A 26009-nucleotide genomic window follows, 5' to 3' on the forward strand; every position below is an offset into this window, starting at 1 on the left:
CGAAGCCGAATAAAAAATGGCGCGGTCGATGACCGCGCCATTTTTTTGTTCCGAACAAAGCTATCGCGCTACTGCGGCGCGCCCTGCTTTTTCTTCGCTTCAGCCGCTTTTTCCTTCTGCGCTTTCTTGTCCAGGTCGCGCAACTCCTGCTTCGAACGCGAAACCGGATTCGGCACCACGCGCAGCGGCGCCGCCGAGACCTGACCGCGCGTCGAGCCGTTCATGCCGGGCACGTTGGCGGAATTGACGGGCGCGGTGGAATTCGGCGAGACGAACTGCACGAACACCTCGCTGTCCTTCACCATGCCCATCTCGTAGCGCGCGCGCTCTTCCACAGCCGCGGTGCCGCTTTGCAGGTCCTGCACTTCGCCCTGAACGCGCTCATTGCGCAATCTCAGGTTCGTGTTCTTGTCAGTCTGCTGCGCGAGCTGCTGCTGCAATTCATGCACGCGCAGCCAGCCGCCGTGCCCCCACCAGAGCGGGTATTGGATCAGCACCAGCAACAGAACCAGAACGACAGTTACGAGCCGCATTCACGTAGCCGAAATAAGCGCCGCCCCGCGGCGGGAAACCGTTGGGCGGCGGGCTTCAAAAGATGACGCTTCAAAGACGCCTTAGCGTCCTTATCGACCAAAGCGGCGAAAGCTTTAGCGCAAGTTGTAGAACGCCGACTTGCCCGGATAGCTTGCGATATCGCCGAGATCTTCCTCGATGCGCAGCAACTGGTTGTACTTCGAGATACGATCGCTGCGCGACAGCGAACCGGTCTTGATCTGGCCGGCGTTCAGGCCGACCGCGATATCCGCGATCGTCGAGTCTTCCGTCTCGCCCGAGCGGTGCGAGATCACGGCCGTGTAGCCCGCGCGCTTGGCCATTTCGATCGCCGCGAAAGTTTCCGTCAGCGTGCCGATCTGGTTGATCTTGATCAGGATCGAGTTGGCGATGCCCTTTTCGATGCCTTCCTTCAGGATGCGCGTGTTCGTGACGAACAGGTCGTCGCCGACGAGCTGGATCTTCTTGCCAAGGCGCTCGGTCAGGATTTTCCAGCCTTCCCAGTCGCTTTCGTGCATGCCGTCCTCGATCGACACGATCGGGAACTTGTCGGCGAGCGTCGCGAGATAGTCGGCAAATTCCGCCGACGACAGTTGCAGGCCTTCGCCGGCCAGCTGGTACTTGCCGTCGTGATAGAACTCGCTCGCCGCGCAGTCGAGCGCGAGCAGCACGTCTTCACCGGCGCGATAGCCGGCTTTCTCGATGGCTTGCAGAATCGTCGACAGGCATTCGTCGTTGCTGCCGAAGTTCGGCGCGAAGCCGCCTTCGTCGCCCACCGCCGTGCTCATGCCGCGCTCGGCGAGAATCTTCTTGAGCGCGTGGAACACTTCCGCGCCGCAACGCAGCGCTTCGCGGAAAGTCGGCTGGCTGACCGGCACGATCATGAATTCCTGGATATCCAGGCTGTTGTTCGCATGCGCGCCGCCGTTGACGATGTTCATCATCGGGACCGGCAGTTGCATCGCGCCCGAGCCGCCGAAGTAGCGGTACAGCGGCAGGCCGGCTTCTTCAGCCGCAGCCTTGGCGACGGCCATCGAGACGGCCAGCATCGCGTTCGCGCCGAGGCGGGACTTGTTTTCCGTGCCGTCGAGTTCGAGCAGGGTCTTGTCGAGGAAAGCCTGTTCCGAGGCGTCGAGGCCCATGATGGCTTCGGAAATCTCGGTGTTGATGTGTTCGACGGCCTTCAGCACGCCCTTGCCGTTGTAGCGGCCGGCTTCGTCATCGCGCAGTTCGATGGCTTCGCGCGAACCCGTGGACGCGCCCGACGGCACCGCCGCGCGGCCCATCGTGCCCGATTCGAGCAACACGTCGCATTCGACGGTCGGATTGCCTCGCGAATCGAGAATCTCGCGGCCGATGATATCTACGATAGCACTCATGATTTCCTCAAGAAATGACGATGAATTCTGTCAGTCACAACGAAGCGCGCGGCGTGCTTTTACACTTCGATACACGCCTGTAAGCGCTTCACTGGCCTCGCTCAGACCTTTTCGATGACCGCCGGGTTCAGTTCCGGCGCTATCGAGCGGTCGTACCGGGATCGGCACTGCGACCGGGCGCGGCGCGCGTGACGCCGCCGCATCGCGAATCGAGGCCGATCCGTATCGCTTCGGTGGGGAGCGGGCGCTGGATCCGCCGGCCGGCGCGGATATCGCCCTGATGTGCTGCGCGCTCCTCCGTTGCTCTGATCACTCCAGGTGACCTATTCTCTCGCGACGCGGGCGGCGATGATGCGCCGCCCGTGCCGTACTGCCTGTTGCAGCAACCGCTCAGTTGAAATCGTTCTCGAGGAACGGGCCGCTCTTGACCGCGCGATCGATGGTGATGAGCGTCGCCAGCAGCGCTTCCATGTGCTGCAGCGGCACCGCGTTCGGGCCGTCCGACTTCGCGCAGGCCGGGTCCGGATGCGTCTCCATGAAAAGACCGGCGACGCCCGTCGCGACCGCCGCGCGCGCGAGCACCGGCACGAATTCGCGCTGGCCGCCCGAACTTGTGCCCTGCCCGCCCGGCAACTGCACCGAGTGCGTCGCATCGAACACGACCGGCGCGCGGGTTTCGCGCATGATCGCGAGCGAGCGCATGTCGGACACGAGGTTGTTATAGCCGAACGACACGCCGCGCTCGCACGCCATGAAGCGGTCTTCCGACAGACCCGCTTCACGCGCCGCATCGCGCGCCTTGTCGATCACGTTCTTCATGTCGTGCGGCGCGAGGAACTGACCCTTCTTGATGTTGACGGGCTTGCCCGAACGCGCGCACGCGTGGATGAAGTCGGTCTGGCGGCACAGGAACGCGGGCGTCTGCAGCACGTCCACGACCGATGCGACCGCTTCGATTTCATGTTCGGCGTGGACGTCGGTGAGCACCGGCACGCCGAGTTGCTTCTTCACTTCGCCCAGAATGCGCAGGCCTTCGTCCATGCCGAGGCCGCGAAACGACTTGCCAGAGCTACGGTTGGCCTTGTCGTAGGACGACTTGTAGATGAACGGCACGCCGAGCTTCTCGGTCATTTCCTTGAGACGACCGGCGACGTCGATCGTCATTTGCAGCGACTCGACAACGCACGTTCCCGCGATCAGAAAGAACGGCTGGTCGAGCCCGGCTTCGAAGTGGCACAGCTTCATGCTTGCGCTCCCGCGGTGGCCGCGGCCCGCGCCGGCGCTTTTGCGTCGCCAGCCAGGGCGTGCGAGCGCGCCGCTTCGACGAACGCCTTGAAGAGCGGATGCCCGTCACGCGGCGTCGAGGTGAATTCGGGGTGGAACTGCACGCCGACGAACCACGGGTGCAGCGACTGCGGCAACTCCATCATTTCGGGCAGATCCTCGCTCGGGGTACGGGCGCTGATGATAAGCCCGCCCGCCTCGAGCTGGGGCACGAATCGGTTATTGACTTCATAACGGTGACGATGACGCTCGTTCACATCGGTGCCGTAGATGCGTTCGGCCATCGTGCCGGGCTTGATCGGGCACTTCTGCGAGCCGAGGCGCATCGTGCCGCCGAGATCGGACTCTTCGCTGCGCTTTTCGATGCGGCCCGCGCGGTCGTACCACTCGGTGATGAGCGCGACGACCGGGTTGGTCGTGTCCTGATCGAACTCGGTGCTGTTCGCGTCGGCGAGTCCGGCGACGTCGCGCGCGAATTCGATCACCGCGAGCTGCATGCCGAGGCAGATGCCGAGATACGGCGTCTTCGATTCACGCGCGTAACGGATCGCCTTGATCTTGCCTTCCGTGCCGCGACGGCCGAAACCGCCCGGAACGAGCACGGCGTCGAGATGCTTCAGTGCATCGGTGCCTTCGGCGTCGATCTGCTCGGAATCGATGTACTCGATGTTGACCTTGGTCGACGTATGGATGGCCGCGTGACGCAGCGCCTCGATCAGCGACTTGTACGACTCCGTGAGCTCGACATACTTGCCGACCATGCCGATGGTCACTTCGTTCTTCGGATTCTCGAGCTTCTCGACGAGGTTCGCCCACATCGTCAGATCGGCCGGCGGCGGCGAGAGCTTCAGCGCTTCGCAGATGATGTCGTCGAGGTGCTGGTCGTTGAGCATCTGCGGAATCTTGTAGATGCTGTCCGCGTCCCACACCGAGATCACGGCGTCTTCAGGCACATTCGAGAACATCGAGATCTTGGCGCGCTCGTCGTCCGGAATCGGGCGGTCCGCGCGGCACAGCAGCACGTTCGGATAGATACCGATTTCGCGCAGCTTCTGCACGCTGTGCTGCGTGGGCTTGGTCTTCAGCTCGCCCGCCGTCGCGATGAACGGCACCAGCGTCAGGTGCACGAAACACGCGCTGTTGCGGCCCATGCGCAGGCTCATCTGACGCGCGGCTTCGAGGAACGGCAGCGATTCGATGTCACCCACCGTGCCGCCGACTTCCACGATCGCCACGTCCGGCTGGCCGCACGTCGCCGCAGCGGCGCCGCGCTCGACGAACGCCTGGATTTCGTTGGTGATGTGCGGAATGACCTGCACCGTCTTGCCGAGATATTCGCCCCGGCGTTCCTTGCGGATCACCGATTCGTAAATCTGGCCGGTCGTGAAGTTGTTGGCCTTGCGCATCTTCGTGCTGATGAAGCGCTCGTAGTGGCCGAGGTCGAGGTCGGTCTCCGCGCCGTCTTCCGTCACGAACACTTCCCCGTGCTGGAACGGGCTCATCGTGCCGGGGTCGACGTTGATGTAGGGATCGAGCTTGAGGAGGGTGACTTTCAGACCGCGCGATTCGAGGATCGCGGCGAGGGAGGCGGCGGCAATACCCTTGCCAAGGGACGAAACTACGCCGCCGGTGACGAATACATATTTGGTCATCGCTAGATGCTCGCGGGAAAAACGGATTATACCGTAAAGGCAGGTTCCCACGAAGCGCGCGCGAGCCAGAAATTGCCTGCAAATGCGCGCTTTTCGAAGCGATTCGCGCGGATCATTTCGCCGCGCGCGCGTCAAGTCCCCCGCGTGCGCCTGCACCCCGCCCGCGCTTTTTTGCGCACCGCGTCACGTCGATGGCCGCATCGCCTCCAGCAGGCGCTGCACGGCGCGCGCGGTGTCGATCGGGCGCTCCATCGGAAAGAGATGGCTGCCGTCCATCCATTCGAAATGCTCGCCGGCGATGCGCCGCGTCATGCCCAGGCCCACCTGCCGCACCTCGCGCGAGCGCGTCCCCGCGATGAAGCCGACCGGCACCGGCGCGCCGTGCGCGAGCCGCGCGCCGAGCGTGTGCGGCAGCGTGCGGTAGATCAGATATTCGACGTGACGATCGAACGCGAGCGCGCGCGTGCCGCTCGCATGCGCCGGCGGAATGCCGAAGTCGATATAGTCGGACAGCATGCGCTCGTCCCAGCGCGCGAACGCGGGCTTCGCCAGAAAATGCCGCCAGGCCTCGTCGCGGCTTGCCCACTGTGTGCGGCGCTTTTTCGTCGCGGCGGCGGGCGAGAGACGCTCGTCGAGCCCGGTCCATTGCGTGACGCGCAACAGCCCGCTCTTCCAGCCAGCGATCACCGGCGAATCGAGCATCACGACGCCTTTCACCCACTGCGGGCGCTTCAACGCCGCCATCAGCGATAAATAGCCGCCGAGCGAATGCCCGACCAGCCACACTTTCGGATGCGCTTCGTCAGCTTCGTCTACCTTGCGGCGAAAGCGGCTCATGTCGTCGATGAGCTGATCGACGAGATACGGCCAGTCGCGCGTGACCGGAAAACGCGCGTCGTGACCGATGCGCTCGATGCTGCGAATCTCGTAATCGTCGGAAAGTTCGGCAAAAATCGTGCGATACGTCGACGCCGGAAAACCGTTCGCGTGCGAGAAATGGATGATGTCTTTCAAGCGTGTCTCTATTTTTCTAGCGCGCCATCCAGTAGCGCGCGTGCGTTTGCCTGAAGCGCTCGAGCACGATTTCCGGGCCGATCTCGATGCGCGCGGCGCCGTCGTCATCGCTGCGCGAGAGCGCGATCTCGCGCAGCCCGTAGCGCGCGTACACGCTCGGGTGCGGATGGTGAAAGCGGTTGCGATAGCCTACCTGAAATATCGCCGCGAGCGGCCCGACGGAATCGAGGAAAGGCTCGGTCGACGAAGTGCGGCTGCCGTGATGCGGCACGATCAGCACATCCGCGCGCAACGCGGCGGCGTCGCGCGCGATCAGCGTGCGTTCGACATCCGCTTCGATATCCGCCGCGAACAGCGCCGCGCGCCCCGCCGCGCTCGTCACCTTCAGCACGCACGACTGATGGTTCGGCTTGCCCGAAAGCGGCCCCGGCTCGGGCCACAGCATGCGGAACTCGACGCCGTCCCAGGTCCAGCGCTGCCCGGCGGCGCAGCGCAAAACCGGCGCGCCGCGTGAGCGCGCGCCGGGCCACAGCGCGTCGTTCGCGGGCAGCGACGCGAGCAACTGGCGCACGGCGATCGACTGCAACACCGCGGGCGCGCCGCCCGCGTGATCCGAATCGGAATGGCTGATGACGAGCGCATCGAGCGCGCGCACGCCCGCCGCCCGCAGATACGGCACCACGATGCGCTCGCCCGCGTGCGTCGATTCGGGACCGGGACCGGCGTCGAACAGCAAGGCGTGCCGCGCCGTTTCGACGATCAGCGCCGAGCCCTGGCCGATGTCGAGCGCGGTGACGCGAAACGCGCCGTGCGCCGCCGGATGCGGCACGCTCGCGACGAGCGGCAGCCACGTCAACGGCGCGGCGAAGCGCAACGGCCAGCCGCGCGGCGCGAGCGCCCACGCGACGCCGGCGCACGCTGCTGCCAGCGCGAAGGCGTCGGGCTGCGGCAGATACCAGAGCGGCGACGACACGGCATCGGCGAGACGCGCGAGCAGGTCGCAGAGCACCGACAGCGCGGCATGCGCGGCGTGGAGCAGCGGCGCGTCGAGCGGTGCGGGCAGGATGAGCCCCGCAAGCGTCGCCGGTGTCACGAGCACGCTGATCCACGGAATCGCGAACGCATTCGCGATCGGACCGACGAGCGGAATCTGCGAGAACCAGTAAGCCGTGAGCGGCGCGAGCGCGATCGTCACCGCGTATTGCACCCGCACGCCCGATGCGATGTGTCGCCGCACGCGAGCGCCCAAGCGCGCCACGATCGCGACTTTCCGGCGCCTCACCGCCGGCTCGGGACGCTGCCCGACCTCGCCCGGATCGACGCGATCCCATTGTTCGACGTCGTCGTGGTCGTCCGGCTGCGCGCGCGACTCGACCCGTCCCGCCGCCGCGATCGCGTGCAGGATTGCCGCCACCGCGCAGAACGACAGCCAGAACCCGGGCGACGTCACCGCCCACGGATCGGCGATCAGCACGAACGCGAGCGCCCACAGCAACACGAGCGACGACGGCGGTCGCCGCCCGCACAGAAACGCAATCGCGACGATCAGCAGCATGCCGAGCGTGCGTTGCGCGGGCACGTTGAATCCGGCGAGCGCGGCGTAACACGCGGCGAACAGCGCCGCACCGACCGCCGCCACCTTGGGCGCGGCGACGATCAACGGCGCGGGCACGCCCCGCCACCTCACGCGCTTCCAGACGAAGCCGGCGATCAACGCCGCCAGCCCCGCGACGAAGCCGATATGCAATCCCGATATCGCGACGAGATGACTCGTGCCGGTCGCGCGCATGACGGCCCAGTCGGCATCGCTGACGGCGTCCTGCGCGCCCACCGCGAGCGCGACGATGATCCCGCGATGCGGCGCACGTCCGAGCACGGTTTCGATCCGCTCGCGCGCGCGTGCACGCAGGCGATCGATCGTCAGACGCGGGCCTGTTGCATCGGGATTGAGGCGCTGTGGGACGCGCGCGGCCGAGACATAGCCCGTCGCGCGAATGCCGCGTTCGAGCAAGGACACTTCGGCATCGCGCAGGCCGAAGTTCGCGTTGGCGTGCGCACGCTTCAGACGCGCGCTCAGCGTCCAGCGCTCGCCAGCATGGAGTTTCGTGCGATTCTCAGATAGCCACGACAAACGCACGAGGCGCGGAAAGCCTTGCAAACCGGCGCCGTTCGCCTCGACTTCGAAGAGAAAGCGTGTGCCGTCCTCCCGTTGCTCGGGAAGCCCGCGCACGAAGCCCGTCAATTCGATGTCGCGCTGTTCGTATTCGACCGGCAAGCGTTCGCGCAGCCGGATATCGGCGCGCACCGCGGCAAACGCGAAGCCCAGCACGCAAGCCGCGACGGCAAAGCTGGCAACGCGCAGGCGCGGCCTGAGCAGACCGAGCGTTATCGCACCGCCGAACAACGCGCAACACGCGAACCACGCAAAACCATCCGGCAAGCGAGCCTGCTGCTGCAACCACCAGACGCCACACGCAAATCCCAGCAGAATCGCCCGCACATCTTCCTCTTCGTTTTCGTTGCCGCAGACGCTCGCTCAGAGAGACGAACGTCGATCGAAACGATTATGAAGAGGCGAGCGCGAGCCGTGGGAGCGCGGCGTGAGCGTTAGCCATTGTGCCTAGGGAAAGCGTGCTTTCGTCGATGCCGCGCAACTGCGCGAGCACCTGCGCGATGCGCGCGACCTGATCGGGCGTATTGCGCTGCTTGTAGCGCCAGGAGGGCGCGATATCCGGCGCATCGGTTTCGAGCACGATCGCGTCGAGCGGCAGATCGGCGGCGAGCCGGCGAATCTGCAGCGCGCGCTCGAACGTGAGATTGCCGCCGAAGCCGAGACGCATGCCCTGCGCGATGAACGCTTCGGCCTGCTGAAAGCTGCCGTTGAACGCGTGCGCGATGCCGCAATGAATGTCATGCACGCGCAGCCCCTTCAGCACCTTGTCCTGCGACTTGCGCACATGGCAGATCACGGGCAGATCGAACTCGCGCGCCAGCTTGAGCTGTTCGTTGTAGAAGAACTGCTGGCGGGCATCGTCGAGGGTCGGCACGAAGTAATCCAGCCCGATTTCGCCGATGCCGACGAAGCGCGGATCGTCCAGACTCGCTTCGATCTCGTCGCGCAGCACGCGCAGATCGTCTTCATGCGCGCCGGGCGTGAACAGCGGATGAATGCCGAGCGCGTACGCGCCGCCCGCGATGCGATGCGCGAGCGCACGTACCGTCGCGATATTGCCGCGATCGACGCCCGGAATCACGATGCGCGTCACGCCCGCGTTCAGCGCCGCAACGGCCACGGCGTCGCGGTCCGCATCGAACTCGCCGGCGTCGAGATGACAGTGCGTATCGATCCACATGGCGTCTCCCGCGCGGAACGCGTTATACCGGCACGGACGGCTCTTCGTGCAGCACGCCGTCGCGCAGGCGCATGATGCGGTCGCAGCGCGCGGCGAGATCGGGATCGTGCGTAACGATCACGAAGCTCGTCTCGAGCGTCTGCGACAACTCCAGCATCAGATTGAATACGGTGTCTGCCGTGCCGCCGTCGAGATTGCCGGTCGGTTCGTCGGCGAGCACGCACGCGGGGCGCGTGACCAGCGCGCGCGCGATCGCCACGCGCTGCCGCTCGCCGCCCGACAGTTCGCCCGGCCGATGCTTCGCGCGATGCCCGATGCCCACGCGCTCCAGCATTTCCTGCGCTTCCTTGCGCGACGCCTCTTCCGACATGCGGCGGATACGCAACGGCATCGCGACATTGTCCAGCGCCGTGAATTCCGGCAGCAGATGATGAAACTGATACACGAAGCCGAGCGCGCGATTGCGCAGCTCGTTGCGCTCCTTCTCCTTCAGCTGCGTGAACGGCTTGCCGAGCAGCGAAACCTTGCCCGCACTCGGCTCGTCGAGGCCGCCGAGCACATGCAGCAGCGTGCTCTTGCCCGAACCCGAAGCGCCGACGATCGCGAGCTTTTCGCCGCGATAGACATCGAGTTGCGCGTTGTCGAGCACCTGCACGTTGAAGCCGCCCTGCACGAACGTCTTCGAGATCGCGGACGCCTGCAGCACCAGATTGTTGGCCGGAATCAGATCACTCATAGCGCAGCGCCTCCGCCGGACGAACCTTCGCGCCGCGCCAGCTCGGATAGAGCGTCGCGAGCGACGACAACACGAACGCGATGATGCCGATCTTGGCGACATCGCCCGGCACCAGCTCCGACGGCAGTTCGCTGATGAAATACACCGAAGACGGCAGGAACTGCACGTTGAACAGATGCTCGATCATCGGCACGAGCCACGGAATGCTCCACGCGATGAGACAGCCGAGCGACACGCCGAGCGCGGTGCCGATGAACCCGATCGTCACGCCCTGCACGACGAAGATCTTCATGATCGAGCCGGGCTGCGCGCCGAGCGTGCGCAGGATCGCGATATCGGCCTGCTTGTCGGTGACGGTCATGACGAGCGAGGACACGAGATTGAACGCCGCGACCGCGATGATCAGCGTGAGGATGATGAACATCATGCGCTTTTCGATCTGCACGGCGGAGAACCAGGTCTTGTTCTGCTGCGTCCAGTCGCGGATATAGAGATCGCCCGAGAGCGTGCGCGCCAGCTGCCGCGCGACTTCGGGCGCGCGCTGCATGTCTTTCAGGCGCAGCCGCACGCCGGTCGGTGCGGGCAGGCGGAAGAGCGCTTCGGCGTCGCGGATCGAAATGAGCGCGAGCGTCGAATCGTATTCGTAGTGCCCGGATTCGAAGATGCCGACCACGGTGAACTGCTTGAGACGCGGCATCATCCCCGCCGGCGTGATGGTGCCTTCGGGCGCGACGAGGGTGATCTTGTCGCCGTTCATCACGCCGAGATTGGCCGCCAGATCCTTGCCCAGCACGATGCCGAATTCGCCCGGCCTGAGATCCGTGAGCTTGCCCGCGCGCATTTCCTTGCCGATATCCGACACTTCCGGCTCCAGCGAAGGCTCCACGCCGCGCAGTGCGACGCCGCTCACCGCGCCCTGGCGCGTGAGCAGCGCCTGCGCTTCGACGTAGGGCGCGGCGCCGGTCACTTCCGGATTGCGGCGCGCTTCCTGCGCCGTCAGTTGCCAGTTGGGCATGGAGCCGGTGGGCGAGAAGATTTCGACGTGCGCGAGAACCGACAGCATCCGGTCGCGCACTTCCTTCTGGAAGCCGTTCATGACCGACAGCACGACGATCAGCGCGGCGACGCCGAGCGCGATGCCCGCCATCGACACGAGCGCGATGAAGGAGATGAAGCCGTTGCCTGTGGTGCGTTTGCTGGCGCGCGTGTAGCGCCAGCCTATCTGCCATTCGTACGGAAGTTTCAAGCGATTCCTTTCTGCTGCTGGTTCAGCGTTGTTGTGCCCCGGGTGCATCGTATGAATACGCGGCGGCGGTCTTCGCGGATGCGTGCCGCCTGCGGCGAAGCGCGTTGACGACCACGGCCAAGCGCGAAATTTGCGAAAGTTTGCCATATATGAGGAAAGCGTCGCACGAGCACGCGTCGATCGCGAGGCAAAACCGGTCTGGCGCGCCCCGTCGCGCTATCCGCTTTGCCCTACAATGCCGAGCATCATGCCCGTTCAACATCTCCATCTCCTGTTGCCGTTCGCCCTGCCCTCGGCCGCGGACGCCGCCACCGCCCTGCACGGACTGGAGAGCGCGGCGCTCGACAAGCTGCTCGCCCGCGCCACGCTCGAAGAGCGCATCGTCGGCGAGGATTTTCAGCGCACGCTGCCGCACGAACGCTGGATCGCGCGGCGCTTCAACGCCGTGACGCCCACCGACCAGCGTTACGCCGACGACGCCCCGCTCGCGCCCTTCATGCTGCTCGCCGATGGCGGCGCGCCCGGCGATGCGCTGTGGGCATGCATCGAGCCGGTGCACGTGCGGATCGCGCACGATCATCTGGTGCTGATCGACCCCGACACGCTCGGCGTGCATACCGAGGAAGCGCGCGCGCTGCTGCAGACCGCGCGGCCGGTGATCGAAGACCTCGGCGTGACGCTGCAAGCGCCGACGCCGCTGCGCTGGTACGTATCCGGCGACGCGCTGGGCGCGCTCGCGGGCGCATCGCCGCTGCGCGCGACGGGCCGCAACATCGAAATCTGGCTGCCGCACGAGGCCCGCACCGGCGAACGCTCGCGCGCGTGGATGAAGCTGCAGAACGAAGTGCAGATGGCGTGGTTCGAGCATCCGCTGAACCTCGAGCGCGAATCGCGCGGGCTGCCCGCGATCAATTCGATCTGGCTGCACGGACAAGGCGCGCTGCGGCCCGTGCAAAGCCCGTTTGCGCGCGTGATGTCGGACGCCGCCGCGACGCGCGGTCTTGCGCTCGCGGCGGGCGTGAAACCGTCGATGCCGCCGGAATCGTTCGCATCGCTGCCGGACAGCGGCGAAGGCGCGACGCTCGTCGAGCTGAATCCCTTCTCCGCGCCGTTCATCGAACTGGACTGGGCACGCTGGAACGCGTCGCTCAAGGAACTCGAAAGCGCGTGGTTCGCCCCCGCGTTGCGCGCGCTCACCGATGGCGCGCTCGGCCGCCTGAGCCTCACGCTCTGCGGCGACACCGGCTCGGTCACGCTCTCGGCCACGCGCGCGGATCTGCGCAAGTTCTGGCGGCGCCGTCCGATCGCGGCGCTCTTCATCGAATAAGGTACTTCCTGCAATGACGCGAATCGTTACGCGCGCCCCCTCTCCCGCCGACGCCGAAGCGCTGATGCGCCACGGTCTGCATCCCGTCATCGCGCGCCTGTACGCGGCGCGCGGCGTCACGTCGCCCGATGACGTCGAAACCGAGTTCAAACGCCTGCACGCGCCCGCCGGCCTGAAAGGTTGCGACGACGCCGCCGCCGTGCTCGCCGATGCGCTCGCGGCAGGCAAGCGCATGCTAGTTGTCGCGGATTACGACTGCGACGGCGCAACCGCCTGCGCGGTGGCCGTGCGCGGGCTGCGCATGTTCGGCGCGCACATCGACTATCTGGTGCCGAACCGCTTCGAATACGGCTACGGGCTCACGCCGGAAATCGTCGAGCTGGCCGCGCGTTCGAAGGCCGGCCTGCCCGAACTGCTCATCACAGTCGACAACGGCATCGCCAGCGTCGATGGCGTTGCTGCGGCGAACGCGCTCGGCATCGACGTGCTCGTCACCGATCATCACCTGCCCGGCGACGAACTGCCCGCCGCGCGCGCCATCGTCAATCCGAACCAGCCGGGCTGCGCGTTTCCGAGCAAATGCATCGCGGGCGTGGGCGTCATGTTTTATGTGCTGCTGGCGCTGCGCGCGGAGTTGCGCCGCCGCGGCGCTTATTCCGATGGCACGCCCGAACCACGACTGGACGGCCTGCTCGATCTCGTCGCGCTCGGCACCGTCGCCGATGTAGTCAAGCTCGACTGCAACAACCGCATCCTCGTCGCGCAGGGTTTGAAGCGGATTCGCTCGGGGCGCATGCAGCCGGGCATCGCCGCGCTCTTTCGCGCCGCCGGGCGCGACGCGCGCGCGGCGTCGGGCTTCGATCTCGGCTTCGCGCTCGGCCCGCGTCTGAACGCGGCGGGACGGCTGTCGGACATGTCGCTCGGCATCGAATGTCTGACCACCGACGACGTCGGCCGCGCGTGGGAACTCGCGCAACAGCTCGATTCGATGAACCGCGAGCGACGCGAAATCGAAGCCGGAATGCAGCAGCAGGCGCTCGCCGAGCTGCAGACGATCGATCCGGGCGAGCGCGCGACGCTCACGCTCTACGATGCGAGCTGGCATCAGGGCGTGATCGGGATCGTCGCGGGGCGGCTGAAGGAGCGGTTTCATCGGCCGTCGTTCACCTTCGCCCATGCCGACGACAGCGGTATGCTCTGCAAGGGCTCGGGCCGCTCGATTCCCGGTTTTCATCTGCGCGATGCCGTCGATCTGATCAGCAAGCGCGAGCCCGGCCTCATCCACAAGTTCGGCGGCCACGCGATGGCCGCGGGCCTGACGATGTCCACCGCCGACATTCCGCGCTTCACCGCCGCGTTCGAGGCGATCGGACGCGAATGGCTGACGGCGGAGGCGCTGTCGCGCACCGTCGAAACCGATGGCGAGCTGGAAGACGCCTATTTCACGCCGCAATTCGTCGAAATGCTCGACGCGGCGGTCTGGGGACAAGGCTTTCCCGCGCCGACGTTTTCCGGCGAGTTCGAAGTCGCGTCACAGGCGCTCGTGAAGGAGAAGCATCTGAAGTTGTCGCTGTTGCGCGGGCGCCAGCGTTTCAACGCGATCTGGTTCAACCACGTCGACCCGCTGCCGCCGCGCGCAACGGTCGCGTACCGGCTCGTCAGCGATTCGTGGAACGGCGTCGCGCGGGTGCAACTGATCGTCGAGCACGCGGGCTGAGCAGGCGCACCGGGCAGCGCCGAAGCCGGGGAAACACTGTCAATCGGCTATAATTTCATCTTTTTACGAAGCCGAAGATCGACAATGGAAGCGGAACGTCTCAACGCGATCGAAAGCCTTCTGGCCGACCTGCGCCGCCGCGCGGGCGAGCTACGGGGGTATCTTTGACTACGACGCCAAGTCAGCGCGTCTAGCCGAAGTCAACAAGGAACTCGAAGACCCGAACGTCTGGAACGACTCGAAGAACGCCCAGGCGCTCGGTCGTGAAAAGAAGCTGCTCGACGGCGTGGTCACGACCATCAGCGCGCTCGACAACGATCTGCGCGATGCCAGCGATCTCTTCGAGATGGCGCACGAGGAAAACGACGAGGACACGCTCGTCGCGTGCGAATCCGACGCCGATGCGTTGCGCGTTCGCGTCGAGGACATGGAATTCCGCCGGATGTTCTCGAACCCGGCCGATCCGAACAACTGCTTCATCGACATTCAGGCGGGCGCGGGCGGCACCGAGGCGTGCGACTGGGCGTCCATGCTGCTGCGCCAGTACCTGCGCTATTGCGAGCGCAAGGGCTTCAAGACCGAAGTCCTCGAAGAATCCGAAGGCGACGTCGCCGGCATCAAGAGCGCGACCATCAAGGTCGAAGGCGAATACGCGTACGGCTATCTGCGCACCGAAACCGGCATTCACCGGCTCGTGCGCAAGTCGCCGTTCGATTCGTCGGGCGGCCGGCATACGTCGTTCTCGTCGGTGTTCGTGTATCCGGAAATCGACGATTCGATCGAGATCGAAATCAATCCCGCCGATATCCGCACGGACACCTATCGCGCATCGGGCGCGGGCGGCCAGCACATCAACAAGACCGACTCGGCGGTGCGTCTCACGCACGCGCCCACCGGCATCGTCGTGCAGTGCCAGAACGACCGCTCGCAGCACCGCAACCGCGCGGAAGCCATGCAGATGCTGAAGGCGCGTCTCTACGAATTCGAGATGCGCAAGCGCCAGGCCGAACAGGACAAGCTCGAATCGAGCAAGACCGACGTGGGCTGGGGCCATCAGATTCGCTCCTACGTGCTCGACCAGAGCCGCGTGAAGGATCTGCGCACCAACGTGGAAATGAGCAACACGCGCGCCGTGCTCGACGGCGACCTCGACGACTTCATCGGCGCGAGCCTGAAACAAGGCGTTTAAGTCTTCAGGCGCGGATATCGGTTGGCGATATCCGCGCTTTCGTTTCATTCCGCCGCGCATTCGCCGCATTCAAAGCCAAGAATCATCATGACCGAACCGATTCAACCGGGCGTCGCTCCCGAACTGGAAGAGAACCAGATCATCGCCGAGCGGCGCGACAAGCTGCGCGCGCTGCGCGAGCAAGGCGTCGCCTATCCGAACGATTTCCGCCCGACGCATCAGGCCGCGACACTCCAGAGCGAGTACGCCGAAACGGACAAGGACGCGCTCGAAGCGAATCCCCTGCCCGTCGCGATCGCCGGCCGGATGATGCTCAAGCGCGTGATGGGCAAGGCCAGCTTCGCGACGGTTCAGGACGGCAGCGGCCAGATCCAGTTCTTCGTGACGCCCGCCGATGTCGGCGCCGAAACCTACGACGCCTTCAAGAAGTGGGATCTGGGCGACATCATCGCCGCGAAGGGCGTGCTGTTCCGTACCAACAAGGGTGAACTGTCGGTGCGTTGCACGGAATTGCGCCTGCTCTCGAAGGCGCTGCGCCCGCTGCCGGACAAGTTCCACGGCCTCGCCGATCAGGAAACGCGCTATCGCCAGCGCTACGTCGATCTGATCGTCACGCCGGAATCGCGCAAGACCTTCATGGCGCGCACCAAGGCCGTCACGTCGATCCGCAATTTCATGTCGCAGGCGAGCTTCATGGAAGTCGAAACGCCGATGCTGCACCCGATTCCGGGCGGCGCGGCGGCGAAGCCTTTCACGACGCATCACAACGCGCTCGACATGCAGATGTTCCTGCGTATCGCGCCCGAGCTGTATCTGAAGCGGCTGATCGTCGGCGGCTTCGAGCGCGTGTTCGAGATCAACCGTAATTTCCGGAACGAAGGCGTGTCGCCGCGTCACAATCCGGAATTCACGATGATGGAGTTCTACGCCGCGTACACCGATTACCGCTGGCTGATGGACTTCACCGAGCAACTGATCCGCCAGGCCGCCGTCGATGCGCTCGGCACCGCGACCATCACGTATCAGGGCCGCGAACTCGATTTGAGCAAACCGTTCCATCGGCTGACGATCAATCAGGCGATCCAGAAGTACGCGCCGCAGTACACCGACGCACAGTTGTCGGACGCCGCGTTCCTGCGTACGGAACTGAAGAAGTTCGGCGTCGACACGACACAGCCCGCTTTCCTCAACGCGGGTGTGGGTTCGCTGCAACTCGCGCTGTTCGAGGAGACGGCGGAATCGCAACTGTGGGAGCCGACGTATATCGTCGATTACCCGATCGAAGTGTCGCCGCTCGCGCGTGCGTCGGATTCGGTGTCGGGCATCACGGAGCGTTTCGAGCTGTTCATCACGGGACGCGAGATCGCCAACGGCTTCTCGGAACTGAACGATCCGGAAGACCAGGCCGCGCGCTTCCAGAAGCAGGTCGATCAGAAAGACGCCGGCGACGAAGAAGCGATGTTCTTCGACGCCGACTACATCCGCGCGCTGGAATACGGCATGCCGCCGACGGGTGGCTGCGGTATCGGTATCGACCGTCTGGTGATGTTGCTCACCGACAGCCCGAGCATCCGTGATGTGATTCTGTTTCCGCATCTGCGTCGGGAAGACTGAGTTTTTCTGGTTCAATCCGACCAGCAAGAAAAGCGCGCCCACTGCGGCGCGCTTTTTTTCGTCTACAAGATTTTGTTGTAACCGCTGGTAAATATTTCAAGGCTGATCTGGCGTGCGTGAGCCGCCAGCCTTGGCGGCGGTATCTGGCACCGGTCGTGCTTTTATTCAAAAGCGTCGATCTGCCGAAATTGTTACAAGCCGGAAAAGCGAAAAATCCAGGTTTCACCCAGAATGAGTAGAGCCGCAATTCGCCTCGCAATGGAGGTTCAAAAATGGATAACGGAACCAGCAAATTCAGCACGTCGCCCGCTCCCGGCGGCGCTCAGCCGCAGCAGCGGCGCCTGCATCCGCTCGTCGCGACGGCGGCGGGCGCGGTCATCGTCGCGAGCCTCGTCGCCACCGCGGCGATGACGGGACTGTTCCCGAAAGCGTCGAGCAACGGCGCGCAGAATCCGCAGACGCAGACGGCGGCTGTTGCGCAGCAGCCAGTGGTGGATTCCGCCGCGCCGAGTCCGGCGCAGCCGAGCGCGGCCCAGCAGCAGGCAGGGGCTCAACAACAGGCAGCGCAGCAACAGGCGGCTCAGCAAGCGGCAGCTCAACAGCAGGCAGCTCAGCAAGCAGCAGCCCAGCAGCAAGCGCAGCAGGCTCCGGCGCAGCCTCAACGCGCGCAGCCGTCGTATGCACAGCATCCGGCATATTGCTCGACCTGTGGCACCGTCGAATCGATCTCGGCCATCAAGCAGGAAGGTCACGGAACGGGGATCGGCGCGGTCGGGGGCGCGGTTGCGGGCGGTGTTGTCGGCAATCAGTTCGGACGCGGCGGCGGCCGCACCGCGATGACTCTGCTTGGCGCGCTGGGCGGCGGTCTCGCGGGCAATTCTGTCGAGAAGCATCTGCGCAGCGAAACCGATTATTCGGTGCACGTGCGAATGGAAAACGGCAAGACGCGCACGTTCACATACAAGAACCCGCCGCCCTTCGCGCAGGGTCAGCGTGTGCATATTCAGAACGGGACGCTGGTCGCGGGTTGATCGCCTGACGGAACCTCGAAGCAAAAAAGGCGGCAAACCTATTCGGTTGCCGCCCTTTTTCTTTCGCTTGAACGCGCTCGCCTCAATGCTCCCGCTGCAAACTGCGCGCCGGATTCGGCCTGCCCCGCAGCGCGAGATAGCCCCACCAGATATAGCCCGAAAAGCCATACAGCACGAACAGGCAGAACAGCATGACCGGCGGGTCGGACGACACCAGCACGAACGCCACGACGATCAGCAGCACCCCCGCGAACGGCACGCGAAAGCGCACATCGAGCGCCTTGCCGCTGTAGAACGGCGCGTTCGACACCATCGTCACGCCCGCGTAAATGGTCAGCGCGAACGCGACCCACGGCAGCCACACGAGCTTGAGCGGCACGCGGTTATCGGTCGCGAGCCACACGAAGCCCGCGATCAACGCCGCCGCTGCCGGCGAAGGCAAGCCCTGGAAATAACGCTTGTCGACCACGCCGATGTTCGAATTGAAACGCGCGAGCCGCAACGCCGCGCCCGAGCAATAGACGAACGCCGCGAGCCAGCCCCAGCGCCCGAGATCCTTCAGCACCCATTCGTACATCACGAGCGCGGGCGCGACGCCGAACGACACCATGTCCGAGAGGCTATCGAACTGCTCGCCGAACGCGCTCTGCGTATGCGTCATGCGCGCGACGCGGCCATCCATGCCATCGAGCACCATCGCGACGAAAATGGCGATGGCCGCGATCTCGAAGCGCACGTTCATCGCCTGGACGACGGCGAAGAAGCCGCAGAACAGCGCGGCCGTGGTGAACGCGTTGGGCAGCAGATAAATGCCGCGCTTTCTCAGGAACTGCTGCCGTTTCGCGCGCCGCGTCTCCACGGCGCCGACGTCCTGCGCGGCCTTGTTGCGACGAAACGCGCGCGGAGGCGTCGCGGTTGCGCGATTACGGCGCGGTTTGAATGCCGCCATCGAGACCTCCGCGTTATTCCGCGAACTCGGCGAGAATCGTCGACGAAGCCGAAACCTTCTCGCCGATCGACACGCGCGGGCGGCTGCCGACGGGCAGATACACATCGACGCGCGAGCCGAAGCGGATGAAGCCGTAGCGCTGGCCGCGCGTGAGCGGCTCGCCGACATGCACGTAGCACAGAATACGTCGCGCGATGAGCCCCGCGATCTGCACCGACGTCACGGTGTGCCCGCCCGCCGTCTGCAGCACGACCGCGTTGCGCTCGTTCTCGGTCGAGGCCTTGTCGACGGCCGCATTCAGATACGCGCCCGGAAAGTACTGCACCTTCGTGATGGCGCCGTCCACCGGCGAGCGTTGCGAATGCACGTTGAACACGTTCATGAACACGCTGATCTTGAGCGCTTCGCGGCCCACGTACGGATCGTGCGCGGTTTCGACCGCGACGATGCGTCCGTCGGCCGGACACAGCACCGCGTTGGACTGGGTCGGAATCGGGCGGGCCGGATCGCGGAAGAACTGGACGACGAAAATCACGATCAGCCAGAAGATCCAGGCGAAGCCGAAGCCGCCCATCGCTTGCACGAGGATGGCAACGACAGCCGCGATGGCAATGAACGGCCAGCCTTCGCGGGCAATGATCGGATGAGGATAGTTCATGAACGGGTTCTGTGTTTTTAAAAACCGTAGGATAGCAAAAGCCGCCCGGCGCACAGGGCTGCCGGGCGGCTTTCGATATAGCAAAAAACGTGACGCTTAGTTCTTCGACTGGTCAACCAGCTTGTTTTTCGCGATCCACGGCATCATCGCGCGCAGCTTCTCGCCGACTTGCTCGATCTGATGCTCGGACGTCAGACGGCGACGCGATTGCAGCGTCGGCGCACCGGCGCGGTTCTCGATGATGAAGCTCTTCGCGTATTCGCCGGTCTGGATGTCCTTCAGCACGGCCTTCATCGCCTTCTTCGTCTCTTCCGTGACGATGCGCGGGCCCGTCACGTACTCGCCGTATTCGGCGTTGTTCGAGATCGAGTAGTTCATGTTTGCGATGCCGCCTTCGTAGATCAGGTCGACGATCAGCTTCAGTTCGTGCAGGCACTCGAAGTACGCCATTTCCGGCGCGTAGCCCGCTTCCACCAGCGTTTCAAAGCCGGCCTTGATCAGGTCGACGGTGCCGCCGCACAGAACCGCTTGCTCGCCGAACAGGTCGGTTTCGGTTTCTTCACGGAAGTTCGTCTCGATGATGCCGGCGCGGCCGCCGCCGTTCGCCACTGCGTACGACAGCGCGACATCGCGTGCCGAACCCGACTTGTCTTGTGCAACGGCGACCAGGTGCGGCACGCCGCCGCCCTGGCTGTACGTGTTGCGCACAGTGTGGCCCGGCGCTTTCGGCGCGATCATGATGACGTCCAGATCCGCACGCGGGATCACCTGGCCGTAATGGATGTTGAAGCCGTGCGCGAAGGCGAGCGCCGCGCCTTGCTTGGCGTTGTCGTGCACTTCGTTCTTGTAGACCTCGGCGATCTGCTCGTCGGGCAGGAGCATCATGACCACGTCTGCGCCCTTCACGGCTTCGGCCACTTCCTTCACCTTGAGGCCCGCGTTCTCGGCCTTGCTCCACGATGCGCCGCCACGGCGCAAGCCCACCGTCACGTTCACGCCGCTGTCCTTCAGGTTGAGCGCGTGTGCATGGCCTTGCGAGCCATAACCGATGATGGTGACTTGCTTGCCCTTGATGAGGGAGAGGTCGGCGTCCTTGTCGTAGAAAACTTTCATGGTGGTTCCTTGAGTCCTGATGCGTTGAATGGTTGCGCTACTTTGCTGCTATTTGATGAGGAAGGCGTCAGACCTTGAGAATCCGCTCGCCCCGGCCAATGCCGGAGCTGCCCGTGCGAACGGTTTCGAGGATCGCCGTGGCGTCGAGCGCCTGAATGAACGCGTCGAGCTTGTCGCTCGCGCCGGTCAGTTCCATCGTGTAGGTCTTCTCGGTCACGTCGATGATGCGGCCGCGGAAGATATCCGCCATGCGCTTCATTTCTTCACGTTCCTTGCCGACCGCCCGTACCTTGATGAGCATCAGCTCGCGCTCGATGTGGGCGCCCTCTGTCAGGTCGACCACTTTCACCACCTCGATCAGGCGGTTCAGGTGCTTCGTGATCTGTTCGATCACGTCGTCCGAGCCAATCGAGACGATGGTCAGCCGCGACAGCGAACTGTCCTCGGTCGGCGCCACCGTCAGCGTTTCGATGTTATAGCCGCGTGCCGAAAAGAGCCCGACGACGCGCGATAACGCGCCCGGTTCGTTTTCCAGCAAAACGGAGATGATGTGTTTCATGTGTTTTTCCCGAATGTGTCCAGAAGTGGCCTTCGTTCGAAAAACCCGCGCGCGACGCTCGTCCTTTGTGAAGACAGGCGCGCGCGAGCCTCGCGAGACAAAGCCGCGTTATAGATCCTCAGAGCCGAGCAGCATTTCCGTGATGCCTTTGCCTGCCTGCACCATCGGGAATACGTTTTCGGTGGGATCGGTCTGGAAGTCGAGAAATACGGTGCGATCCTTCAAACGCAGCGCTTCCTTCAGCGCCGGTTCGACGTCCGCGGTCTTTTCGACACGAATGCCGACGTGGCCATACGCCTCAGCCAGCTTCACGAAATCGGGCAGCGCGTCCATGTACGAACTGGAATAGCGCTTCTTGTATTCGATCTGCTGCCACTGGCGCACCATGCCGAGATAGCGGTTGTTCAGCGAAATGATCTTGACGGGCGTGTTGTACTGCTTGCACGTCGAGAGTTCCTGAATGCACATCTGGATGGAGCCTTCGCCCGTGATGCACACCACTTCGTCGTCCGGAAAGGCCATCTTCACGCCCATCGCCGCCGGCAGGCCGAAGCCCATCGTGCCGAGGCCGCCCGAGTTGATCCAGCGGCGCGGCTTGTTGAACGGATAGAACTGCGCCGCCCACATCTGGTGCTGGCCGACGTCGGAACACACGAACGCCTCGCCGTCGGTGAGCTCCCAGAGCTTCTCGACGACGTACTGCGGCTTGATGATCTCGCTCTTGCGGTCGTAGGACAGGCAGTCCTTCGAGCGCCAGCCTTCGATCTCGTCCCACCACGTCTTGAGCGCCTGCGTGTCCGGGCCGTGCTCCGCGTGCTGAAGCTGCTCGATCAGTTCCTTCAGCACCTCCTTCACGTCGCCGACGATCGGAATATCGACCTTCACGCGCTTGGAAATGGACGACGGATCGACGTCGATATGAATGATCTTGCGCGGCGACGACGCGAAGTGCTTCGGATCGCCGATCACGCGGTCGTCGAAGCGCGCGCCGATCGCGATCAGCACGTCGCAGTTCTGCATCGCCATGTTGGCTTCGTACGTGCCGTGCATGCCGAGCATGCCGAGGAACTTCTTGTCGGACGCGCGGTAGCCGCCGAGGCCCATCAGCGTGTTCGTGACGGGATAGCCGAGCAGATCGGCGAACTGGTTCAGCTCGCGCGATGCGTCCGCGAGAATGATGCCGCCGCCGGTATAGATGTACGGGCGCTTAGCCGACAGCAGCAGTTGCACCGCCTTGCGGATCTGGCCGGAATGGCCCTTCGTGACCGGGTTGTACGAGCGCAGCGACACGCTCTTGACCGGCTCGTACTTGCACGGCGCCTTCGACACGTCCTTCGGAATGTCGATCAGCACCGGGCCGGGACGGCCGGTACGCGCGATATAGAACGCCTTCTTGACGGTCGCGGCGAGGTCGCGCACGTCCTTCACGAGGAAGTTGTGCTTCACGCACGGACGCGTGATGCCGACGGTGTCGCATTCCTGGAAGGCGTCGAGGCCGATGGCCGCGGTGGGCACCTGGCCGCTGATGACGACGAGCGGAATCGAATCCATGTAGGCCGTGGCGATGCCGGTGACGGCATTGGTGACGCCCGGGCCCGAGGTCACGAGGCACACGCCCACGTTGCCGGTCGAGCGCGCGTAGGCGTCGGCGGCATGCACGGCGGCCTGTTCGTGGCGCACGAGAATGTGCTGGATCTGGTCCTGCTTGTACAGCTCGTCGTAGATGTAGAGTACCGAGCCGCCGGGATAACCCCAGATGAATTCGACCTTTTCGTCAGCAAGCGCGCGCATGAGCACGGTGCCGCCGATGGAGTCAGCTTCGTGAGGAGGAGTGGTATCCGACGTGGAGAATTCCGCGCTAGGCATGTTCATTCATCACCTTTCGAATTTTCGGCAAAAAATTGATTGGGTGCTCTCTACCGGGCTTGTGGCTCGGGTTCAAGCGGCGCGTCTAGGTTTGGCAGGCAAACTTCTTGGGCTCGCCTCAAAGCAGACATTTCACTGATGATGCGAGTCAGAAAATGTAACAGTGGCGTGCGCAGCGGGTCAAGCAAAAAGTTTCCGAATGCGCCGATAGCGCGGTATTCCGTGCCGCCTCGAATGAAAGCGTCTTGCAAGCGCAAGCTGTCGAATGCATGGTCATTTGACCGAACGCACGTCGCCAACGGCAACAAAACATCTCAAATTGTCCGGATGCCGCGAAACTTTGCTAGGATTCGCAGGTTTTCCTCGAACCTCACGATCCCTTTCGACGCAAATTCGTTGCGCCGGGTCCCCAACGGATGGCATCAGACAAGGAACTCGCCGATTTCCTGGCGGGCGTCGAAAGACGCGCGTTCAAGCAAACCGTGTACACCGTTCGCGACGACGACGCGGCGCTCGACATCGTGCAAGACGCGATGATCAAGCTGGCGGAAAAATACGGCGACCGCCCACCATCCGAGCTTCCGCTCCTGTTCCAGCGTATCCTGCAGAACGCGACGCATGATTATTTCCGTCGCCAGAAGGTGCGCAACACCTGGGTCAGCCTCTTCTCGTCCTTCGGCAACGCCGACGACGACGAATTCGACCCGCTCGAAACCTTCGAATCCGAAGACGGCGCGGCCGGCAGCGAAAGCAGCGAAAGCAAACTGGAGCGCGAACAGGTATTGAATCTGATCGACGCCGAAATCCAGAAACTGCCCGCGCGTCAACGGGAAGCGTTTCTCATGCGTTACTGGGAAGACATGGATGTCGCCGAGACGGCCGCCGCGATGGGGTGCTCCGAGGGCAGCGTGAAGACGCACTGTTCACGCGCCACGCACACTCTCGCACAAGCCCTGAAAGCCAAAGGGATCACGCTATGAGTTCCGCTCTTGAAACGAAGGAAAACGAGTTCGCGCTGAAGGTCGTGCGCGCACTCGACGAAAACACGTCGAATATTCCGGCTGCCGCCGTCGACCGGTTGCGCGAGGCGCGCCGCGTCGCGATCGCGCGCAAGAAGCCGGAGAAAGTGGCCGTCACGATGGCCGCGCCCGCGTTCACGCCGGCCTTCGCCGGCGCCGGCGGCACGCTCACGACGGGCGAGTCCGGGGACGATCATCGTCCGAAGGGACTGCTCGCGCGGCTCGGCGGGCTCGGCCTCGCGTGGCCGCTCGCGGCGCTCATCATCGGACTGGCGGGCATCGCGTACTGGGAAGATCAGCAGCGCAAGGCGGAACTCGCCGAAATCGACGCGGCCATGATGAGCGACAGCCTGCCGATCGACGCCTATCTCGATCACGGTTTCAACGCGTACCTGACGCGCAATCATTAAGCACTGAATACAGCGGGGGAATTTCCGGGTGAGTTACAAGCGCGGTCTCGCGATTGTCTTTGGTTGCGCGATTGCGGGTCTGGTTGCGTTCGCCGCGACTTATCCGCGCTTTTATTCCACCGCCGCAACGCCTTCGGCCGCCGCCGCGCCGAGCGGCGGTTCGGGCGCGGCTGCCGATGCGAGCGGCTCGCCGCTGTCCGCCTTGTCTTCCGAAAGCCCGCTCGCCTGGAGCCGTCTCACCGAAGCGCAGCACGCCGCGCTCGCGCCTTTCGCCACGCAGTGGGACTCTTTCTCCGACGAACGCAAGCAGAAGTGGCTGAAGATCGCGTCGCGGTTCCATCGGATGTCGCCTGAAGCGCAGAAGCATCTGCATCAGCGCATGGAGGAATGGGTGCGCCTCACGCCGGACCAGCGCAAGGTCGCGCGCGAAAACTATCAGGTATCCAAATCGGTGCCGCTGGAAAAGCGCGAAAAGGCGTGGGACGCGTATCAGAAGCTGTCCGAAGAACAGAAGAAGAAGCTTGCTGCGAGCGAGCACGTGCGCCGGCCGACCGTCGTCTCCGCGCCGCCCACGGGCAAGACCGAAGTGAAGGACATCAATCGCCTCGTCGCGGCGCGCGAGCAGGGGCACGCATCCGGACACGCGGAAGGCGGATCGGCCGTCGCACCCGCCGCGCCGGTCTCCGGCGTGCCGATGCAGCCCGCCATTCCCAACGCCGCGAGCATCGTGCCGGCCACGCCGATTCCGGTGTCGCCGCAGCAGGCGCCCTCGATGTACAACGGCTCGTGAGCGCGCAGCCGGCAGTGATCAGCGTCGATCCGATGCGCGCGCCCACGCTGCGCCGCCGCCTCGCGACGATGCTCTACGAGAGCGTGATACTTTTCGGCGTGGTGTTCCTCGCCGGCTATCTCTTCAGCACGCTCACGCAGCAACGCAACGGCCTCACGCATCACAACTGGCTGATGTCGTGGATCGGCATCGTGCTCGCGGCCTACTTCGTGTACTTCTGGACCCACGGCGGCCAGACCCTGCCGATGAAAACCTGGCGCCTCAAGGTCGTCGACGCGCACGGCCAGCCGCTCGGAACCGGCCGCGCGCTCGCCCGTTACGCCCTCGCGTGGCTGTGGTTCCTGCCGCCGCTCACGTTGCATCCGCTCTTCTCCCTCGCCGTGCCGCAGACGCTCGCCGTCTTCGCGGCATGGGTCGCGCTGTGGGCCGCCGCCGCGTGGCTCGATCCGGCGCGTCAATTCCTCCATGACCGCCTCGCCGGCACACGCATCGTCGCCGCGCAACCTGTTGTCAAGTAATAAGAACTTCTCGTGACTGTCACGGCTCGGTCA

23 protein-coding genes are annotated in these 26009 nt (G+C 64.4%); 9 read left to right on the forward strand and 14 right to left on the reverse strand.

From position 1 onward, the window contains the following. Nucleotides 1–68: 68 nt before the first annotated feature. The 9 genes from ftsB to BTHE68_RS08400 form a co-directional block, all read right to left on the reverse strand. Complete coding sequence (ftsB, locus tag BTHE68_RS08360) at nt 69–533, reverse strand: cell division protein FtsB (RefSeq protein WP_061177275.1); 465 nt, start codon at nt 531–533, stop codon at nt 69–71. A 114-nt stretch (nt 534–647) separates the two neighbouring features. Further along, nucleotides 648–1931 (reverse strand): phosphopyruvate hydratase, encoded by a 1284-nt coding sequence (gene eno, locus BTHE68_RS08365; RefSeq protein ID WP_162065927.1) that lies wholly within the window; start codon nt 1929–1931, stop codon nt 648–650. A gap of 390 nt (nt 1932–2321) precedes the next feature. Beyond that, a complete protein-coding gene (gene kdsA / locus BTHE68_RS08370) occupies nt 2322–3176 on the reverse strand; it encodes a 3-deoxy-8-phosphooctulonate synthase (protein WP_162065928.1) in 855 nt (284 codons plus the stop codon). Further along, nucleotides 3173–4867, reverse strand: coding sequence for a CTP synthase (gene pyrG / locus BTHE68_RS08375; RefSeq protein WP_162065929.1), 1695 nt, complete (start codon nt 4865–4867; stop codon nt 3173–3175). Before pyrG ends, kdsA begins: the two co-directional genes overlap by 4 nt. 183 nt (nt 4868–5050) lie before the next feature. Then, nucleotides 5051–5881 (reverse strand): alpha/beta fold hydrolase, encoded by an 831-nt coding sequence (locus tag BTHE68_RS08380; RefSeq protein ID WP_162065930.1) that lies wholly within the window; start codon nt 5879–5881, stop codon nt 5051–5053. A gap of 16 nt (nt 5882–5897) precedes the next feature. Then, complete coding sequence (locus tag BTHE68_RS08385) at nt 5898–8381, reverse strand: ComEC/Rec2 family competence protein (RefSeq protein WP_162065931.1); 2484 nt, start codon at nt 8379–8381, stop codon at nt 5898–5900. Nucleotides 8382–8445: 64 nt separating this feature from the next. Next, on the reverse strand, nt 8446–9234 hold the full coding sequence (locus tag BTHE68_RS08390; protein ID WP_162065932.1) for a TatD family hydrolase: 789 nt from the start codon (nt 9232–9234) through the stop codon (nt 8446–8448). 22 nt (nt 9235–9256) lie between these two features. Beyond that, nucleotides 9257–9970 carry a lipoprotein-releasing ABC transporter ATP-binding protein LolD gene (gene lolD, locus BTHE68_RS08395; RefSeq protein ID WP_061177282.1) on the reverse strand — a complete coding sequence of 238 codons (714 nt, stop codon included), beginning with the start codon at nt 9968–9970 and terminating at the stop codon, nt 9257–9259. Next, a complete protein-coding gene (locus tag BTHE68_RS08400) occupies nt 9963–11216 on the reverse strand; it encodes a lipoprotein-releasing ABC transporter permease subunit (protein WP_162065933.1) in 1254 nt (417 codons plus the stop codon). The genes lolD and BTHE68_RS08400 overlap by 8 nt, the downstream gene beginning before the upstream one ends. Before the next feature lie 235 nt (nt 11217–11451). Between BTHE68_RS08400 and BTHE68_RS08405 the strand changes: the two genes are divergently transcribed. The 5 genes from BTHE68_RS08405 (at nt 11452) to BTHE68_RS08425 (ending at nt 18094) form a co-directional block, all read left to right on the forward strand. Further along, nucleotides 11452–12543, forward strand: coding sequence for a regulator (locus tag BTHE68_RS08405; RefSeq protein ID WP_162065934.1), 1092 nt, complete (start codon nt 11452–11454; stop codon nt 12541–12543). A 13-nt stretch (nt 12544–12556) separates the two neighbouring features. Then, entirely contained in the window at nt 12557–14260 is a 1704-nt protein-coding gene (gene recJ, locus BTHE68_RS08410) for a single-stranded-DNA-specific exonuclease RecJ (RefSeq protein ID WP_162065935.1), read from the forward strand. A gap of 84 nt (nt 14261–14344) precedes the next feature. Continuing rightward, a protein-coding gene (gene prfB / locus BTHE68_RS08415; RefSeq protein WP_162065936.1) for a peptide chain release factor 2 occupies nt 14345–15449 on the forward strand; the annotation gives its coding sequence in 2 pieces (ribosomal slippage) (nt 14345–14425 and nt 14427–15449; 1104 coding nt in all). A gap of 87 nt (nt 15450–15536) precedes the next feature. Then, nucleotides 15537–17063, forward strand: coding sequence for a lysine--tRNA ligase (gene lysS / locus BTHE68_RS08420; RefSeq protein ID WP_162065937.1), 1527 nt, complete (start codon nt 15537–15539; stop codon nt 17061–17063). 272 nt (nt 17064–17335) lie between these two features. Further along, on the forward strand, nt 17336–18094 hold the full coding sequence (locus tag BTHE68_RS08425; RefSeq protein ID WP_162065938.1) for a glycine zipper 2TM domain-containing protein: 759 nt from the start codon (nt 17336–17338) through the stop codon (nt 18092–18094). 82 nt (nt 18095–18176) lie between these two features. Here BTHE68_RS08425 and pssA read toward each other — a convergent pair whose 3' ends face one another. The 5 genes from pssA to BTHE68_RS08450 all read right to left on the reverse strand — a co-directional run bounded on the left by pssA (nt 18177) and on the right by BTHE68_RS08450 (nt 23245). Continuing rightward, a complete protein-coding gene (pssA, locus tag BTHE68_RS08430; RefSeq protein WP_162065939.1) occupies nt 18177–19043 on the reverse strand; it encodes a CDP-diacylglycerol--serine O-phosphatidyltransferase in 867 nt (288 codons plus the stop codon). Nucleotides 19044–19056: 13 nt separating this feature from the next. Continuing rightward, entirely contained in the window at nt 19057–19701 is a 645-nt protein-coding gene (locus BTHE68_RS08435; RefSeq protein ID WP_162065940.1) for a phosphatidylserine decarboxylase, read from the reverse strand. Between the two features lie 96 nt (nt 19702–19797). Further along, nucleotides 19798–20814, reverse strand: coding sequence for a ketol-acid reductoisomerase (ilvC, locus tag BTHE68_RS08440; RefSeq protein WP_086973543.1), 1017 nt, complete (start codon nt 20812–20814; stop codon nt 19798–19800). 67 nt (nt 20815–20881) lie between these two features. Next, nucleotides 20882–21373, reverse strand: coding sequence for an acetolactate synthase small subunit (gene ilvN, locus BTHE68_RS08445; RefSeq protein WP_008341906.1), 492 nt, complete (start codon nt 21371–21373; stop codon nt 20882–20884). Between the two features lie 108 nt (nt 21374–21481). Continuing rightward, nucleotides 21482–23245: an acetolactate synthase 3 catalytic subunit gene (locus BTHE68_RS08450; RefSeq protein ID WP_162065941.1), complete on the reverse strand. Its 1764-nt coding sequence runs from the start codon at nt 23243–23245 to the stop codon at nt 21482–21484. A gap of 410 nt (nt 23246–23655) precedes the next feature. Between BTHE68_RS08450 and BTHE68_RS08455 the strand changes: the two genes are divergently transcribed. Genes BTHE68_RS08455 through BTHE68_RS08470 form a run of 4 tightly spaced genes read left to right on the forward strand, consistent with a single transcriptional unit; the run spans nt 23656 to nt 25976 of the window. Continuing rightward, complete coding sequence (locus BTHE68_RS08455; protein ID WP_162065942.1) at nt 23656–24219, forward strand: RNA polymerase sigma factor; 564 nt, start codon at nt 23656–23658, stop codon at nt 24217–24219. After that, nucleotides 24216–24668: a DUF3619 family protein gene (locus BTHE68_RS08460; protein WP_162065943.1), complete on the forward strand. Its 453-nt coding sequence runs from the start codon at nt 24216–24218 to the stop codon at nt 24666–24668. The genes BTHE68_RS08455 and BTHE68_RS08460 overlap by 4 nt, the downstream gene beginning before the upstream one ends. A gap of 28 nt (nt 24669–24696) precedes the next feature. Continuing rightward, complete coding sequence (locus tag BTHE68_RS08465) at nt 24697–25458, forward strand: DUF3106 domain-containing protein (protein ID WP_162065944.1); 762 nt, start codon at nt 24697–24699, stop codon at nt 25456–25458. After that, nucleotides 25455–25976, forward strand: a complete 522-nt coding sequence (locus BTHE68_RS08470) for an RDD family protein (protein ID WP_502710554.1) — start codon at nt 25455–25457, stop codon at nt 25974–25976. The genes BTHE68_RS08465 and BTHE68_RS08470 overlap by 4 nt, the downstream gene beginning before the upstream one ends. Nucleotides 25977–26009 lie beyond the last annotated feature (33 nt).

It is taken from the genome of Burkholderia sp. THE68, from assembly GCF_009938265.1.
Taxonomy (GTDB): domain Bacteria; phylum Pseudomonadota; class Gammaproteobacteria; order Burkholderiales; family Burkholderiaceae; genus Caballeronia.

What these genes read in the sequence shown, in the direction of transcription:
- ftsB (WP_061177275.1), bottom strand. Translation starts at nt 533, where the DNA reads ATGCGGCTCGTAACTGTCGTTCTGGTTCTGTTGCTGGTGCTGATCCAA.
- eno (WP_162065927.1), bottom strand. Translation starts at nt 1,931, where the DNA reads ATGAGTGCTATCGTAGATATCATCGGCCGCGAGATTCTCGATTCGCGA.
- kdsA (WP_162065928.1), bottom strand. Translation starts at nt 3,176, where the DNA reads ATGAAGCTGTGCCACTTCGAAGCCGGGCTCGACCAGCCGTTCTTTCTG.
- pyrG (WP_162065929.1), bottom strand. Translation starts at nt 4,867, where the DNA reads ATGACCAAATATGTATTCGTCACCGGCGGCGTAGTTTCGTCCCTTGGC.
- BTHE68_RS08390 (WP_162065932.1), bottom strand. Translation starts at nt 9,234, where the DNA reads ATGTGGATCGATACGCACTGTCATCTCGACGCCGGCGAGTTCGATGCG.
- lolD (WP_061177282.1), bottom strand. Translation starts at nt 9,970, where the DNA reads ATGAGTGATCTGATTCCGGCCAACAATCTGGTGCTGCAGGCGTCCGCG.
- BTHE68_RS08405 (WP_162065934.1), top strand. Translation starts at nt 11,452, where the DNA reads ATGCCGAGCATCATGCCCGTTCAACATCTCCATCTCCTGTTGCCGTTC.
- recJ (WP_162065935.1), top strand. Translation starts at nt 12,557, where the DNA reads ATGACGCGAATCGTTACGCGCGCCCCCTCTCCCGCCGACGCCGAAGCG.
- lysS (WP_162065937.1), top strand. Translation starts at nt 15,537, where the DNA reads ATGACCGAACCGATTCAACCGGGCGTCGCTCCCGAACTGGAAGAGAAC.
- BTHE68_RS08425 (WP_162065938.1), top strand. Translation starts at nt 17,336, where the DNA reads ATGGATAACGGAACCAGCAAATTCAGCACGTCGCCCGCTCCCGGCGGC.
- pssA (WP_162065939.1), bottom strand. Translation starts at nt 19,043, where the DNA reads ATGGCGGCATTCAAACCGCGCCGTAATCGCGCAACCGCGACGCCTCCG.
- BTHE68_RS08435 (WP_162065940.1), bottom strand. Translation starts at nt 19,701, where the DNA reads ATGAACTATCCTCATCCGATCATTGCCCGCGAAGGCTGGCCGTTCATT.
- ilvC (WP_086973543.1), bottom strand. Translation starts at nt 20,814, where the DNA reads ATGAAAGTTTTCTACGACAAGGACGCCGACCTCTCCCTCATCAAGGGC.
- ilvN (WP_008341906.1), bottom strand. Translation starts at nt 21,373, where the DNA reads ATGAAACACATCATCTCCGTTTTGCTGGAAAACGAACCGGGCGCGTTA.
- BTHE68_RS08450 (WP_162065941.1), bottom strand. Translation starts at nt 23,245, where the DNA reads ATGAACATGCCTAGCGCGGAATTCTCCACGTCGGATACCACTCCTCCT.
- BTHE68_RS08455 (WP_162065942.1), top strand. Translation starts at nt 23,656, where the DNA reads ATGGCATCAGACAAGGAACTCGCCGATTTCCTGGCGGGCGTCGAAAGA.
- BTHE68_RS08460 (WP_162065943.1), top strand. Translation starts at nt 24,216, where the DNA reads ATGAGTTCCGCTCTTGAAACGAAGGAAAACGAGTTCGCGCTGAAGGTC.